This is a genomic window from Mucilaginibacter defluvii (assembly GCF_039543225.1).
GTDB classification, from domain to species: domain Bacteria; phylum Bacteroidota; class Bacteroidia; order Sphingobacteriales; family Sphingobacteriaceae; genus Mucilaginibacter; species Mucilaginibacter defluvii.
The window spans coordinates 740,158-755,849 of sequence record NZ_BAABJI010000001.1; the positions used below are offsets into that span (position 1 = coordinate 740,158).

Here is a 15,692-nt window from a genome sequence, read left to right on the forward strand (position 1 = left end):
AGTTCGGAGGGGCTTACAGAAAGGAGTTGGATGATGGAAAACAAGATTTTAGATAAATTGAATACCTGGCAGGCAGTGGAAGATAAATTAAACTTATCACTCTTAACAGTTGACAAACGTGGCATACTTAAAGAAAAACTGAGATTTTTCGACGATATAATGGGGAGGTTTAACGGCACTCCAAATGCTGAAGAGCAAACTGCTCTCAGAATGATGAGAAGGGAACGAAGTCACATTAGTAAACAGTTATATCCGAATCCTTTTATCCGTTTTATCCGCTCGCTTGCCAACCGTTTTGTTGTTCAGAATATAACGATAGCAAGTTCATTGCTTCAGGAACAAAATAAGCAAATACTGGAAGGTTATGTGAAGCAGCTTGGATTTGGGAGCCTTGCCGAAAAAGTACGTGAACAAATATCAAAGGGGCATCTCCAATTTTCAGTTTCTACTTCCTCATATATCAACGACAAGGAAAGGATTGATCATGAACTGCTGTTTTCCACCAATTCCTCGGGATTGTATCAAATGGATGGATACAAGAGCCGGTTGATGAATGAGACAAAGCCAGGCGAGATCAGGGAGCATTTCTTCAATAGAGAATCTGGAACTACTATCACTGCGAATGAAGCCGTAAATCTGTTATCTGGCCGTGCCATTGAAAAAGCAGGCGTTTGGCAAAAATTTGATCTAAATGATAAAGATCAACATGGCAATTTCCGCATGAAGAAATTTGACTCGCAATATGGGTACGACATCGAAAAGGTATTGAAGAATCTTCCACTGAAAGAAGGCCAGGTACATAACAATTTTAAAAGCCTGCTCCGTAATTTAAAGCAAGGAAACCGTGAACACGTGACCTTCATACATCAGGGAAATGAAACAAAGTACTTCATCCAGGCAGATCCACAGTTTAAATCACTGCAAATATTTGATGAAGGTGATAAAAAAGTTTCGTTAGCTCAGGCGGTAGCTAATAAACAGGCGCAGGTAAAACAAATGGCTGTAGTTGCGGATGACAATAGAAAATCAAAATTGCGAAGGACTAGGCACATCTATTAATGCTCGTAGTGAAATTAAGAGCAATAAAACGACAGTTGTTTTGATTTAAAAGATAATACAAAAAAGGAAGTTATGGCAATAGACTTAATAACCAGAGAAGACCTCCAAAAGTTTAAGAATGACCTTTTGGATGAATTAAGAGCGATCATCATGCACGATCAAACACCGGATATAAAAAAGTGGCTAAAGACTAAAGAGGTCAGGAAGCTTTTACAAATGTCAGCAGGAAAGCTACATTCACTTCGTGTAAGTGGTGCATTAAAGTTCACAAGAATTGGCGGGCTTCTTTATTATGATAAATCGGATATCGAAAGATTATTTAATAAAAACAAAAAACCATGACTGGTAAGAAATCAGATGGCGCTGGAATTTCAATCCCACCGATCAAGGAGCATGTTGTAATTTATTTCATTCAACACGGTAAACCTGAAAATTATGCCATCAATTTTTTCGACCATTTCGCTTCCAATCAATGGCGAAATTCCAGAGGTAGCGTTATCAAAAACTGGAAATGGTGTGCCTGGGACTGGATTTATCAAAAAGTAGTAAACAAATAAAATGAAAGGCCGATTTTTAAATCGGCCTTTCTGTTGTTATGCAGTTTTTCTTATATCGCCAGACTTCGTAAACAAGGCTATTTTAGCTTGGCTCATTGCTACGCTGATTCTTTCCTTTCTTATTTTTCCGTATCGTTGAGTTGTCCGGATACTCTTATGTCCTAACATTTTGCTTACATCTTCTAAGGGTACACCTGCATTTAGCATAATATCAGCAAACGTATGCCTGGCAAGGTGTGTGTTTAAGTTTCTGTTAATTCCACAGAGAACTGATAATTCTTTGAGATAACTATTGTAACGCTGATTAGTATTAACTGGAAGTAAAGCACCTTGTGCTTTACAATAGGGATGAACTTGATATTTGGCTATCAACTTTTCTACTATGGGTAAAATAGGGACCATTTCCGTTACATCGGTTTTCCCCCGCTTCTTTATCAACCAGCGCTCACCCTTTCTACCTACCGTTACGATATGTTCAGACGTCAGGCCGTAAACATCCTGGAAAGCGAATCCGGTGAAACATTGAAATATAAAGACGTCTCTCACTTCGCTTAGCCTTTGTACCGGAAGATTTTTATGGTATATCTTCAGGACTTGTTCCCATTCAAGGGGAGGGATATCTGTTTCATCACCACCGCATCGAAAATCACTAAAGGGATGTTGCGACAACAGCTGCTTTTTCACACTCTCCTTAATGATCTGCTTAGTATTTTTTACATGCTTTTTTGCTGCCGCCTCACCAATTGTCTTTTCATCTGCAACTGTCATAAAGAAATAGAAATCGTCAGCGAAGGTTGTTGTTACCTGGGATATTAAAATATTCTCTTTTCCATACTTATACTTAAGAAAAGCAACAAGTTTATTCTTAGTCGAAACCCAATGCTTGTAGGTCTCGAATGATCTGGTGCCCTTGTTAACTTGTTGGAGGAACTTTGCATTAAACTGATCAACTTCTTCAATCAAGGTTACTTTACATTGCTTAGCTTCAAGTTTGACTTGTTCAGTTTCAACAGGAGGCTTCCCTTTGTAAGCCCGTTTTACCATTTCTGGAGTAACGAGATCATACTGCAATTGCAACGCCGCAAAATGGCTTTTAAGAGCAACAAGAGCGACTTCAATTTGCTGATTGATCTCCTTTACCATCGGACTCTTGCCTATAACACGTTTGTTTTCGGAATCCCAAAGCGAAGGTTCAACAGACTGACTTAAAGAAGTTTCAACTTCCTTGCTGTCAATAGTAATTCTAATGTAGATTGGAGCTTTAAACTGGTTTCCTTTGCTTCTGTTTAGCCACACCAGCAGTGACAGATTTTGTTTGATTTTCATCGCGCACACTTTAAGGTTAAAAAATAAATTTTAGGTCCTTAACCCATTCAACACCAAATCATTCAATCGTAATTCGGTCACCTAATTTACCACTAAAAAAAGGTGACCGAATAGGTGACCGAATAGAATGGTAAACATTGATTCAAAATGTGCAGCTTATTTTATAAAAACCAGATTTACAGGTTGGTTTAAATAAAAAAAGCGCACCTTAGTGCGCTTTCTGTGATCCCGCTGGGACTCGAACCCAGGACCCCAACATTAAAAGTGTTATGCTCTACCGGCTGAGCTACGGAATCATCCTTTAAGTGTCGTGGATTGTTATATCCGTTTCCTTTAAAGTGGTGCAAATATAGGAGTCTGATTTAATGTGTGCAAGCCCTATTTAAAATAAATTTAACGGCTGTTAATAACACATTAACACACAGTCACTAAAATTTTAAAATACCTATCCGGCCTTTATCACCAGCCAGTAAAACCAGGCTTCCGGTACGTGCTTTAAGGCAAACGTTATAACTTCCGCTATCAATTTGTTTCCAGGTTTTGCCGCCATCCGTGCTAAGGTTAGTGCCCGCGGTACCGGTTGCTATAAAGGTTTTGCCTTTAATATGTTCAACGCCTGATTGAAAACCGCCAGGCATCGCTGCCGAAAGGCTGAATTTTTCACCGTTAAATATCGCTGCTACCGAATCCCGCTTTGCCGGCTGCTCATAATCTCCACCTACAACTATTAGTGTAGCATTGTGTTTCGCTATGCCAAATGCCCCCTGGCTGCTTTTGCTTTGCGGCAGGGGCGTGTTAATATATTTCCAGTCCAATTTATTTACCGGCGAACAAATATAGCGGGAAGCCGTTCCGCCGGTGGCTATTAAAATTTGTCCTTGCTGTATGCGCATACAGGTGCCGCTAGCGGCAAAAGCGGCTTCGCCCGGTAAGGCGTCAGGCGCGTTGCTAACCTGTGCCCAGGTATTGCCGCCATCATTAGTTTCGAGCAGCAGGAATTTGTTGTTAATCGGGTCGCCCATAATAAAGCCGTGCTTGCTGTCGGCAAAGTCCATCGCATCTAAAAAATAGGCAGCATCGTTGTTCTCAAAAACTTTTGTCCACGTGTTGCCGCCATCAGTGGTTTTAAGTACCAGGGCCGGGGTGCCTGAGGCAATAACCACGGCTTTCTTCTCTGAAAAAGCCTGAACGTCCCTGAAATCAGCCTTCTCATAACCCTTTACCTGTTGCCATTTCCAGGTTATTCCGCCATCTGTAGTAATGGCTACATGGCCTTTGCTGCCGCTTATCCAGGCCACGCGATCGTTAATAACCGACATGCCGCGAATACTTGCCGTTACAGTTTGCGGAATCAGGGTTACGGTTTGCGCATTAAGCTGTTGTAAGCCGGCGGCAAGCATCAGGATAATTAAAAATGGTTTGAGGTACTTGTTCATAACAACGAATATAAACAGGCTTTATAATGATTTAATATTTTGTTTTCACTATTTCATTAAAGCCATTATATTTGCAGCCTCATTTGAGCCTTTGGTTCATTTAAGCCCGGGTGGCGAAATTGGTAAACGTTGCGGTCTCAGAAGCCGTTGAGAATTGTCTCTTGAGAGTTCGAGTCTCTCCTCGGGCACGCCCCAAAACACAAAACAGATCAGCATAAGTTGGTCTGTTTTTTTAATAACGCAGAGTTATGCCCAGGTGGCGAAATTGGTAGACGCACCATCTTGAGGGGGTGGCATTCGTAAGGATGTACGAGTTCGAATCTCGTTCTGGGCACTTTCAAATTGATATCTTCTCACTTTTACATCGCGAAAACCTCAGTTCTCCCTGAACTTTTTTTACTGCTTTCGGTTACTGCATTAGTGTTTCAGGCCTTTTAAATTTTTACATACATGGCATCAGGTTTTTTTGCAGTACTGGATGATATAACCGCTTTAATGGATGATGTAGCCGTTACCGCCAAGGTGGCATCGCGTAAAACGGCGGGTATTTTGGGGGATGATCTGGCGGTGAATGCCGAGAAGGCTACAGGTTTTCTGGCCTCCCGCGAGTTGCCCGTACTATGGGCCATCACCAAAGGCTCATTTATCAATAAGGTTATCATTGTACCGATAGCCTTGTTGCTAAGCTCATTTTTACCTGCTGCAATCACCATTATATTGGTATTGGGCGGCTTTTACCTGGCTTATGAGGGTGTCGAAAAAATAATCGAGTTCTTTTTCCATAAAGCAAAGCCTGCTCACGCGGTTGTTGCTGAAAATACGCTGGATGACCAAGCCGCCGAGAAGGCTAAGGTGAGGTCGGCCATTACAACTGATTTTATCCTGTCCGTTGAGATCGTTATCATCGCGCTCGGCACCGTAACAGATCGTGATCTGGCCATACGCACGCTAACGGTTTCGGCTGTAGCCATATTGGCAACAGTTGGCGTTTATGGTATCGTAGCACTGATAGTGCGCATGGATGACGCGGGTTATAAGCTGATCAAAAAAAGTAATGACAAAGGCTTTTTGGCAACCCTGGGGCATCTGCTGGTAAAGGCCTTACCGTTGATTATAAAAGTATTGGCAGTGGCGGGTACCATAGCGCTGGTACTGGTATCGGGTGGTATATTTGCGCACAATATTGATTATCTGCACCATTTTGCGCCCGGCATACCTGCAACAATTAAAGAGTTTATATTAGGCCTGGCTGCCGGTTTGCTGGCAGTAGGTGTGACTGGTTTTGGGAAAAAAATATTCGGCTTATATAAGTAACCGCTGAGTGTCTAAACAAGGTTAGCTTTCAATAATTAAAGATCGAGTGCGTCGTCGCAGGTAATATTATTATCTTAATCAAGCCCGGGCGCAAGCAAACGCGGGTTAACGCTGCCGCTGTTAGCTTCGGTAATTTTATGCAGATTATATCGCGTTTCGCCATTGTCGGTATTTACAGTAACCAAGCCGTTTTTATCCCATTGAGCTAAGAGCGCTTTTGCTTCGTTGGTAAGTGCCTCGTCGCTTTCTTTTTGATGTAATGCCAGCAGGTGGGCTGCAATTTCATCAGCGTTACCTTCACCAATATCGGCTAAAGCAAAGGCGAGTTGCTCACGTAAAGCAGCGCTATTATCAAAATGAGCCGGTACATGCAGCGGCTTATGTTCTTCTCTGAATTGCTGATCGTTCATGGTAGGTGATTTGCTTATATTACAATCAAAAAAATATTTTGTTGCAGGTGGTCATCTATTTGTTGATCGTTATTATAAAAAGCCCATTTTTAGCACCTTTTGCCTTTTAGAACAATTGATATCAGTGCTGAGCGATCCGGTTAAAATCCCATACTCTATTTTATTGGCTAACTATTATGCGATAATTGCAAGTGCGTTAATTACTGCTTTTGATGATGTACCTTGCGTTTAAAATAAAAACCAATTAAGCTAAGCCTATACATTATGAGGAAGATATACCTTTTATTCCTGCTTGCTACCACTTTTGTAACCTTTGCAACAGCGCAACGCCGCAAACCGGTTGCGGATAATAGTAACCTGTTGCTTTTGGCCGATAAACCGGCTACCGACTGGATGACCGAGGCTTACCCGATAGGCAACGGCCGTATAGGTGCGATGGTTTTTGGCGGTGTAAAACAGGAGCATATACAGTTTAATGAGCAAAGCCTTTGGACCGGCGACGAAAAGGAAACCGGAGCTTACCAGGCCTTTGGTGACCTGTTTATTGATTTTGAGCAATCCGGCGATAGTACCGTATCAGCTTACACCCGTAAGCTTGATATTACCAAGGCGGTACAAAGCATATATTATAAAGCAGGGAAGGTTAATTATGCAAGAGAATACTTTTGCTCCTTCCCTGATAAGGTATTGGTGTTGCGTTATACCGCTGGGCAAAAGACGGCTTACAATGCTGTTCTTAAACTAAAGGATGCCCACGGTGCCAAAATTACGGGCAAGGGCAACACACTTACTATAAATGGCACGTTGGATAATGGCCTGGCTTATGCCGCTTCGCTAAAGATCATATTAAATGGCGGGCAATCAGCATTAACAAAGGATGCCGACGGCAACGCGCAGCTTTCCATCAAAAAGGCGGATAGCTTTACCATATTGTTAACGGCGGCTACCAACTACAGCAATCAGCAAGCAAAAAAATGGCGAAGTGGGGTAACGCCAATCGCCAAGAATGATAAGATCATGGCTGCCGCTGTTGCTAAACCTTACAGCCAATTACTGGCAAGGCACATCAAGGATTACACAAACCTGTTTGGCAGGGTGAAATTATCCTTGGGCAATGCGCAGGCTAGTAGTGCTGAAACAACCTATCAGCGTATTGTTGCTTATAAAAAGAATAATGATACCGGCCTCGAGGAGCTGCTGTTTCAATACGGGCGGTATTTGTTCATTAGTTCATCAAGGCAGGGTGGTTTGCCCGCTAATTTGCAGGGCTTATGGAATAACAGCAACAACCCGCCCTGGCGATCAGACTATCACTCCAACATCAACATACAAATGAATTACTGGCTGGCCGGGCCTACCAACCTGGCTGAATGCGAGTGGCCGTACATTGATTACATCAACAGTATGCGTTCGGTAAAAAAACAACGTACGCTTGAGGAATATCCCGACGTAAGGGGTTGGACGGTACGTACCGAAAACGGCGTTTTTGGCGGGCAAGGTTATTTATGGAATACCCCCGGCAGCGCCTGGTACATGCAGGCCGTTTGGGATCATTACGCTTTTACCGGGGATGTAGCTTATCTGCGTAACACAGCTTACCCGGTTATTAAGGAGATTGTTGAGTTTTGGGACGATCACCTGAAGCGCCGTGAAGATGGCACCCTGGTTGCCCCCATGGGCTGGTCGCCGGAGCATGGGCCTACCGAGGATGGCGTTACGCACGATCAGGAGATCATATATGATCTGTTCACCAATTATATTGAGGCCGCTACCATACTTAATATCGATAAGCCATACCGCGATCGCGTAGCCGATATGCGTGCGCACCTGCTTAAACCCAAGATAGGTAAGTGGGGCCAATTGCAGGAGTGGGAAACCGACCGCGACGACCCGAAGGATAATCATCGCCACATATCGCACCTGTACGCCTTGCATCCCGGCAGGCAGATCAGCCCGACCACTACGCCCGAACTCGCCGAAGCCGCTCGTGTAACCCTTCAGGCCCGCGGCGACGAATCAACCGGATGGTCAATGGCCTGGAAAATGAATTTTTGGGCACGCCTGCACGATGGTAACCACGCCCACAAAATACTACGCAACTTCATTACCCTTGTTGGCGGCGCAGGTGTTGATTATAACGAGGGTGGTGGTATATACTCCAACCTGTTTTGCGCGCATCCGCCGTTCCAGATAGATGGTAACCTGGGCTACACCGCGGGTATTGCCGAAATGCTGCTGCAAAGCCAAACCGGCGAACTGGAGCTGCTGCCGGCCCTGCCCGATGCCTGGTCGGTCGGGATGGTTAAAGGCCTGGTTGCCCGCGGAGGTTTTGTGATCAGTGAGCTGCAATGGCAAAACAAGCGCATTACCAAGCTGGTGATCACCTCAAAAAATGGGGGCTTATGCAAGCTCAGGCTGCCTAATGGGTTAACCGATGCCACGGGCAAAAGCACCGGTGCCACTTACAGCTTTAAAACAAGGGCTGGCGGTGTTTATACTTTTAAAGCCGGTAAGTAAGGTAGGATTTTTTGTTGTTACGATGCATTTCCGGGCTAATCAGCTTGAGAGGATAGTAATTAATTTAGTTTTTGGTTGAATAACTGCCTAAATCGTTTTAACTTACGGGCTTTAAAAACCAATAAATTAAATTAATAACCCCATTACCTCGCATGAGAAAAACACTTTTCGCATGGTTGCTTGGCTGTTCTGTGGCTTTTGCCCAGGAGCGTAAAGCCCCGGCTTATCCGTTAATTACCCATGATCCTTACTTCAGTATATGGTCAACCACTGATGAGTTGAATAAAGGCACCACCAGCCACTGGACAGGCGCTAACCAATCGCTCACCGGCTTAATTAATATTGATGGCAAGGTTTACAGTTTTTTAGGCAAGCCCGATAAGGTTTATCAAACCATAGTTCCGGCAGGCGAGCAGGAAGCGTACCCGGTAACTTATACCGAAACCAAACCCGGCGATAACTGGATAAATGCTGACTTTGACGACGCGCAATGGCAAAAAGGCGCGGGCGCTTTAGGCAGCCGAGGTTCGGTAGCCAAAACCGTTTGGGCTAAGGATGAGGTATGGATACGTAAGACGTTTACCTTTGATGATCTCTCCGCCGGTACCGTGTACCTTAAAATTCAGCATGACGATAAGGCTACGGTTTACCTTAACGGGCAGCAGATATATACCAAGCCCGACCTGCAAGGTAAATTTGCCTATATACCGTTAACCGGCAATTTGGCTAAAGCATTAAAAAAAGGCCGTAATGTATTAAGTGTTTACGCGGTAAACACCGGCGGCCCCTCATTTGTTGATTTTGGTTTAGTTCAGGAATCCCCGGCAAGCAAATCAATGGCTTTTACCGAAGGCAAACAAAAAAGCCTGCAGTTTAATGCTACCCAAACCGTTTACGAATTTACCTGCGGCCCGGCTGATCTGACGGTGACCTTTACCTCGCCACTGCTGATGAACGATTTAAATTTGCTTGCCAGGCCGGTAAGCTATATTGCAGCCAAAGTGCGCGCCAATGATGGTGCCGCGCATAAGGTTAGCCTTTACTTTGGCGCATCAACCAATGTGGCGGTGCATAATGCTTTTCAGCAGGTGGAGGCAAGTAAGTACACGGCCAACAGCCTGTCGGTACTAAAAGCGGGGACTATTGAGCAGCCCTTATTAAAACGTACCGGTGATGATGTGCGTATTGATTGGGGATACATGTATGTTGCTGTTCCGCAAAGCTACCATGCTATACAAACCATCACCAACACCGGCGATGCGCTGAAAACGCTTTTTGGCCAGCGCGTAGCACAAACTGGTCAGTTAAAAGGGGAGCAACTGGTGCTGAACACTGTTATACCTATGGGCAGCGTAGGCGCAACCGCTAAAGAGCAGTTTGTAATGCTCGGGTATGATGACCTGTACCCGGTGCAATATTTTAAAAATAATTTACGCCCGTGGTGGAATACCGACGGCAAGCAAACTATCGAACAACAACTGGCATTAGCCGCGACGCAATATAAAACCGTAACGCAGCAATGCAACGCCTTTGATAAAAAGCTATATGCCGATGCCCTTAAAAGCGGCGGCGAAGCGTATGCCAACCTTTGCGAACTGGCTTACAGGCAGGCGGTATCAGCGCATAAGCTGGTGAAAAGCCTGGAAGGAGAGATGCTGTTTCTGTCAAAGGAGAATTTTAGTAATGGTTCTATTGGTACGGTGGATATTACCTACCCATCGGCGCCTTTATTCCTGATCTATAACCCTGACTTGGTTAAAGGGATGATGAACGGCATCTTCTACTTTAGCGAGAGCGGCAAGTGGGCAAAACCTTATTCAGCGCATGACCTAGGTACCTATCCGCAGGCAAACGGACAAACTTACGGCGAGGATATGCCGGTTGAAGAATCAGGCAATATGCTGATCCTGGCCGCCGCCATTGCCAAAGTGGAAGGCAATGCCAACTATGCTAAAAAGCACTGGAAAACGCTTACTACATGGGCCGAATATCTGGCTAAGGATGGCTTTGATCCCGCCAACCAGTTATCAACTGATGATTTTGCCGGTCACCTGGCACGCAATGCCAACCTTTCTGTTAAAGCCATAGTTGCCCTTGGCGGTTACGGTACACTGGCCGGCATGATGGGCGATAAGGCAACCGGCCAAAAATACACCGCTATGGCTAAGGATATGGCCAAACGCTGGATGGAAGCTGCCGACGCGGGCGACCATTACGCGCTAACCTTTAATAACAAAAATACCTGGAGTCAAAAGTATAACCTGGTTTGGGATAAGGTGTTAAAGCTTGACCTCTTCCCGAAAGAAGTGTACAGCAGGGAGGTAAAGTACTATCTTACCAAACAGGAAAAGTACGGCCTGCCGTTGGATAGCCGTAAAACCTATACCAAAAGCGATTGGATTACCTGGACAGCCACGCTGGCCGATAACCCAGCTGATTTTAAGGCGCTGATTGCACCTGTTTACACCTACGTTTTAGAAACACCCGACCGTGTACCCATGAGCGACTGGCACGAAACGAAGGATGCCCGCCGCCAAAACTTCACCGCGCGCAGCGTAGTAGGTGGTTTTTACATTAAAATGCTGAATGATAAGCTGAACAAAAAATAACCCTAAGGCTGAATATTAAAAGATCGCCCGGTTGTATAAAACAGTCGGGCGATCTTTTTTTTTTGATGAAGATATTGCCTGTTAATTAAACCTGTCGTTACCGCTTATTTCGCGGTACGGCTGTTTAAAAAAGTTGTTTACCGTTGTGTTAAACTGATCTTTATAATTCACTAATGTTGAATGCCCCGAGTTTGGTAAAATCCACAGGTATGATTTAGGTATACTGGCTGCTATCTCAATGGTGTGCCTGGTTGGGATCGCGTCATGGTCGCCGCCAATTACCAGCACCGGGCATTTTACACGGTGCAGATCGGTCAATATGTTTTTAGGCTCCACCAGCATCATATGGTTTACTTTCCACGCGTTTTTTAATAATGGGGCGGAGCCGGAACGTTTCAGGGAGTCGCGGTATTTTTTGTCGGTTTTGGCTATCTCGTTATAAACAAACGGGTCCAGTGTCGTGGTATCAGGCTTCAGGTTGGCGCCGGTGATGGCTAGTTTGCCTACCTTATCAGGATGGCGCATGGCCAGCAGCAAACCATTGATGCCGCCATCGCTCCAGCCAATTACATAACAATTTTTTATTTGGAGCGTGTCCAGCAGGGCGTTCAGGTCATCGGCCATTATCTCATAGCTCAATGAGTCGCTCAGGTCAGTTGATTTACCCTGCGCCCGGCTATCAACCGCGATAACCTTATAGTTTTTAGCGAAGTAAGCTATCTGGTTTTCAAAATTACTGATGGAGCCGCCGTTGCCATGTACCAGCAGTAAAGGCTTACCACTTCCGTAAGTTTCGTAATACATTTTAAAGCCGCGTATGTTGGCATATTTGCCGGCGGCCGGGTTATTGCCAAAGTTTTGTGCCGATGTTGTAAAACCAGAACCACATAACAGCAGAAATAAAGTATAGTAAAAGCGCATAATAGCCGGAATTAATTAAAGCGGGCCTCTCCCTCAATTTTACGATAAGGTTTGGCTAAAAAATCACTGATGGTATTATTGAATTCATCCTTTTTGTAGATAGGCGTTGCGTGGCCCGAATTGGGAATTATCCACAGGTATGAATTTGGAATATTCTCTGCTATTTCGAGCGTATGGCTGTTCTTGATCACATCATGATCGCCGGCTATAACCAGCACCGGGCATTTTATTTTATGCAGCGCATTTGCGGGTATGTTGGGTTGGTATGATAGCAGGCGCATCACCTTGGCCGTATTTTTAAGCTGTGCCGATGCCGGTTTCATCAGCTTGAGCGAATCCTGTATCTGCCGGTTCCAGCCCATGGCCATACTGTACACCTGCGGATCAACCGCTGTTGTATCGGGGCGCAGGCTGGCACCGGTAATGGCCAGCTTTTTTACCTTGTCCGGATGGCGCAAGGCGAGCAGCATCCCGTTTATGCCACCATCGCTCCAGCCAATTACATTTACCTGTTTAAGCCCCAGATTATCCAGCAGCGTGTTCAGGTCATCAGCCATCATTTCGTAGCTTAAGGAGTCCGACGGATCAGTTGATTTTCCCTGTGCACGGCTGTCAGCCAGTATCACCCGGTAATGTTTGGCAAAGTAAGGTATCTGGAAGATAAAGTTATTGATTGAGCCGCCGTTACCGTGTATCATCAGCAAAGGCTCGCCCTGGCCATAAACTTCGTAGTACAGCTTAATTCCGCGTATGTTGGCATATTTGCCAGTGGCCGGGTTGCGGCCATAAATAGTGGTGTCCATTTCGGCAACTTGTGCATACAATACAGTAGGCGCGAGGTAAAACACTACCGCGCAAAGTAAAAATCTAAACAGGGGCATAAATTTATAATTGGTAAACCCTTAGCATGTAAAAGGGTTACATATAAAGATAGGATATGGTTTTATATTATTGGTTTGATATTAAAATATATTTCAATACCTGCTCATAAATTATTGTTGCTCGCACATGATATTAGCTTGCCTTAATTTGCAGATATTAGCTTTAAATTATAAACCAACCGCCCCTTTTTTAGGGTCGTTTAATTATTCAGGATTATGAAATTTGATGAGCATAAACCGTTGGACATAGCGCTTAACGATTTGTTTGAGCGTTACAGCGAAGGCGTGCCCGCCGTTAAGCAGATCACCGCCGCGCTGGTGGAGAAAGGCGTGGTTGCCTCGCAGCAGGATATTGTGAACGATCATGTTGCTTTCCGTACGCTGGGGCTGCCGCATTTGGGCATAGCTTCATTAAGCAAAATATTTTTGCACTATGGCTACACCCAGCGCGACCATTATCACTTTGAAAAAAAGAAACTGGATGCTTATTGGTTCTCCCCACCGGAGCCTGTTTACCCGCGCATATTTATCAGTGAGTTGCGGGTAGAGGAATTATCACCCGAGGCGCAACAGATCATTAAAAAATATACCGCCGGCATACATAGCGACCCGGTGGATGCGCTCGACGTGGATAATGGTGCAGAGGTTGGCGCTTTCTTTCAAAAACCTTTATGGGATCGCCCCACCAAGGCTGATTACCTGCGCTTGCTTGAAGAGAATGAGTATGCCGCCTGGGTAATTTACAACCGCTATTACCTTAATCATTACACCATCAGCGTGCACGCGCTTAAAAACGGCTACAATACCATTGAGGATTTCAATACCTTCGTCGAGGGTTTAGGCATCAGGCTGAATACCGAGGGCGGCAAGATCAAGACCAGTCCGGATGGTTTATTAAGCCAAAGCAGCACCGTTGCCGAAATGAAGGAAGCCCTGTTTGCCGGTGGCGAAACGCTGGCTATAGCAGGCAGCTACGTGGAGTTTGCCGAGCGCCGTCCGTTGCCTGAATATAAGCACATTCCGGCGGATCAACTTACCGCCGCGCAGCGCCGTGAAGGTTTTGAAACCGGCAATGCTGATAAGATTTTTGAAAGTACATACACCAGTCAAACCAAAAAATAATGGTTGATATACAAAAGATATTAAGCAGATTAAAGATAAATGAGGTTAACCCTGCCTACAGCACCGGCAGTGTTTGGGGCGAAGTAAACAGTCCAAACGCCCATACCATTTATTCACCGGTTGATGGTAAAGCTATTGGCAAGGTAAATATGGCTATCGGGGATGATTATAATAAAGCCGTCGATCAGGCGCAGCAGTCCTTTACTGCCTGGCGTGCCGTACCGGCTCCACGCCGGGGTGAGATCGTTCGCCAGGTGGGCAATGCCCTGCGCGAGGCCAAGGATGACCTCGGCGCACTGGTAAGTTACGAAATGGGCAAGAGTCTGCAGGAGGGCTTGGGCGAAGTACAGGAGATGATCGACATCTGCGATTTCGCCGTGGGGCAAAGCCGCCAGTTGTATGGCCTAACCATGCAATCCGAAAGGCCGTTGCACCGTATGTACGAGCAATATCATCCGTTGGGGGTGGTGGGCATTATATCGGCCTTTAACTTCCCGGTGGCGGTGTGGAGCTGGAATGCCATGCTGGCCCTGGTTTGCGGCAATACTTGTGTTTGGAAACCGTCCGAAAAAACACCGCTTACGGCTGTGGCCTGTCAGCATATCATCAGTAAAGTATTTACGGCGAATGATATTCCCGAGGGCGTTTGCTGCCTCGTTATCGGCGACCGTGAGGTGGGCAGCCTGATGGCTAATGATCCGCGCGTGGCATTGGTATCGGCAACCGGTTCAACCCGCATGGGCAAGGCTGTGGCAACTGCCGTAGCTGCAAGGCTGGGCAAGGTATTGCTGGAATTGGGAGGTAACAACGCCATCATCATCACACCGGATGCTAACTTGGAAATGGCCCTTATCGGCACCGTTTTCGGGGCGGTGGGTACTGCCGGGCAGCGTTGTACCTCAACACGCAGGCTGATTATCCACAGCTCAGTTTATAATGATTTTAAGCAGAAACTGGTAAACGCTTATAAACAGATCAGGATTGGCAATCCGCTGGATAGTAATAACCACATGGGTCCGCTGATAGATACCGACGCGGTGAAAAATTACCTGGATGCTATTGAAAAATGCAAGGCCGAGGGTGGCAATTTTGTGGTAGAAGGTGGTGTATTGGAGGGTGAAGGATACGCATCAGGCTGCTATGTTAGGCCCTGCATTGCCGAGGTAGAGAACAGCTACGCCATTGTACAGCACGAAACCTTCGCGCCTATTTTATACCTCATTAAATACGATACCCTGGACAAGGCCATCGCCCTGCAAAACGGCGTGCCGCAAGGCTTATCATCCGCCATCATGACCAATAATTTGCGTGAGGCCGAGCTGTTCCTTTCCGGCGCGGGCTCGGATTGCGGTATCGCCAATGTGAACATCGGTACCTCAGGTGCCGAAATTGGCGGTGCGTTCGGTGGCGAAAAGGAAACCGGCGGCGGCCGCGAATCAGGCTCTGATGCTTGGAAAGCGTATATGCGCAGGCAAACCAATACCATTAATTATTCAACCCAACTGCCATTGGCGCAAGGTATAAAATTCGATTTTTAGGG

The 15,692-nt window shown here is 45.6% G+C and carries 14 protein-coding genes and 3 tRNA genes; 11 read left to right on the forward strand and 6 right to left on the reverse strand.

Going from position 1 to position 15,692, the window contains the following annotated elements; all coding sequences use genetic code 11:
- The first annotated feature begins 33 nt into the window (after positions 1–33).
- The 3 genes from ABD960_RS03255 to ABD960_RS03265 all read left to right on the forward strand — a co-directional run bounded on the left by ABD960_RS03255 (position 34) and on the right by ABD960_RS03265 (position 1,616).
- Entirely contained in the window at positions 34–1,059 is a 1,026-nt protein-coding gene (locus ABD960_RS03255) for a hypothetical protein (protein WP_345329454.1), read from the forward strand.
- Positions 1,060–1,131: 72 nt separating this feature from the next.
- Positions 1,132–1,401, forward strand: coding sequence for a helix-turn-helix domain-containing protein (locus ABD960_RS03260; RefSeq protein ID WP_345329455.1), 270 nt, complete (start codon positions 1,132–1,134; stop codon positions 1,399–1,401).
- Entirely contained in the window at positions 1,398–1,616 is a 219-nt protein-coding gene (locus ABD960_RS03265) for a hypothetical protein (protein WP_345329456.1), read from the forward strand. Before ABD960_RS03260 ends, ABD960_RS03265 begins: the two co-directional genes overlap by 4 nt.
- A gap of 36 nt (positions 1,617–1,652) precedes the next feature.
- Here the strand turns inward: ABD960_RS03265 and ABD960_RS03270 are convergent, their stop codons facing one another.
- The 3 genes from ABD960_RS03270 to ABD960_RS03280 form a co-directional block, all read right to left on the reverse strand.
- Complete coding sequence (locus tag ABD960_RS03270; RefSeq protein WP_345329457.1) at positions 1,653–2,942, reverse strand: site-specific integrase; 1,290 nt, start codon at positions 2,940–2,942, stop codon at positions 1,653–1,655.
- Positions 2,943–3,165: 223 nt separating this feature from the next.
- Positions 3,166–3,238, reverse strand: a tRNA-Lys gene (locus tag ABD960_RS03275).
- Between the two features lie 132 nt (positions 3,239–3,370).
- Positions 3,371–4,378 (reverse strand): YCF48-related protein, encoded by a 1,008-nt coding sequence (locus ABD960_RS03280; protein WP_345329458.1) that lies wholly within the window; start codon positions 4,376–4,378, stop codon positions 3,371–3,373.
- Positions 4,379–4,482: 104 nt separating this feature from the next.
- On the opposite strand from ABD960_RS03280, the gene ABD960_RS03285 reads away from it, so the two are divergent.
- The 3 genes from ABD960_RS03285 (at position 4,483) to ABD960_RS03295 (ending at position 5,692) form a co-directional block, all read left to right on the forward strand.
- Positions 4,483–4,566, forward strand: a tRNA-Leu gene (locus ABD960_RS03285).
- 62 nt (positions 4,567–4,628) lie between these two features.
- A tRNA-Leu gene (locus ABD960_RS03290) sits at positions 4,629–4,712 on the forward strand.
- Positions 4,713–4,828: 116 nt separating this feature from the next.
- Complete coding sequence (locus ABD960_RS03295; protein ID WP_345329459.1) at positions 4,829–5,692, forward strand: DUF808 domain-containing protein; 864 nt, start codon at positions 4,829–4,831, stop codon at positions 5,690–5,692.
- Positions 5,693–5,766: 74 nt separating this feature from the next.
- Here the strand turns inward: ABD960_RS03295 and ABD960_RS03300 are convergent, their stop codons facing one another.
- Positions 5,767–6,102, reverse strand: coding sequence for a hypothetical protein (locus ABD960_RS03300; RefSeq protein WP_345329460.1), 336 nt, complete (start codon positions 6,100–6,102; stop codon positions 5,767–5,769).
- Here ABD960_RS03300 and ABD960_RS03305 point away from each other — a divergent pair.
- The 3 genes from ABD960_RS03305 (at position 6,101) to ABD960_RS03315 (ending at position 11,228) form a co-directional block, all read left to right on the forward strand.
- Positions 6,101–6,334, forward strand: coding sequence for a hypothetical protein (locus ABD960_RS03305; protein ID WP_345329461.1), 234 nt, complete (start codon positions 6,101–6,103; stop codon positions 6,332–6,334). The two genes, ABD960_RS03300 and ABD960_RS03305, sit on opposite strands and share 2 nt — an antisense overlap.
- A gap of 32 nt (positions 6,335–6,366) precedes the next feature.
- On the forward strand, positions 6,367–8,619 hold the full coding sequence (locus ABD960_RS03310) for a glycoside hydrolase family 95 protein (RefSeq protein ID WP_345329462.1): 2,253 nt from the start codon (positions 6,367–6,369) through the stop codon (positions 8,617–8,619).
- A gap of 152 nt (positions 8,620–8,771) precedes the next feature.
- Positions 8,772–11,228: a glutaminase family protein gene (locus tag ABD960_RS03315; protein ID WP_345329463.1), complete on the forward strand. Its 2,457-nt coding sequence runs from the start codon at positions 8,772–8,774 to the stop codon at positions 11,226–11,228.
- Between the two features lie 81 nt (positions 11,229–11,309).
- Here ABD960_RS03315 and ABD960_RS03320 read toward each other — a convergent pair whose 3' ends face one another.
- The gene (locus ABD960_RS03320; RefSeq protein ID WP_345329464.1) at positions 11,310–12,149 is read right to left on the reverse strand and encodes an alpha/beta fold hydrolase; all 840 of its coding nucleotides are present in this window, start codon (positions 12,147–12,149) and stop codon (positions 11,310–11,312) included.
- A gap of 11 nt (positions 12,150–12,160) precedes the next feature.
- Positions 12,161–13,030, reverse strand: a complete 870-nt coding sequence (locus ABD960_RS03325; protein ID WP_345329465.1) for an alpha/beta fold hydrolase — start codon at positions 13,028–13,030, stop codon at positions 12,161–12,163.
- 216 nt (positions 13,031–13,246) lie between these two features.
- Here ABD960_RS03325 and ABD960_RS03330 point away from each other — a divergent pair, with 216 nt between their 5' ends.
- A complete protein-coding gene (locus ABD960_RS03330) occupies positions 13,247–14,152 on the forward strand; it encodes a DUF1338 domain-containing protein (RefSeq protein ID WP_345329466.1) in 906 nt (301 codons plus the stop codon).
- Positions 14,152–15,690, forward strand: coding sequence for an L-piperidine-6-carboxylate dehydrogenase (gene amaB, locus ABD960_RS03335; RefSeq protein WP_345329467.1), 1,539 nt, complete (start codon positions 14,152–14,154; stop codon positions 15,688–15,690). The genes ABD960_RS03330 and amaB overlap by 1 nt, the downstream gene beginning before the upstream one ends.
- Positions 15,691–15,692: the final 2 nt, after the last annotated feature.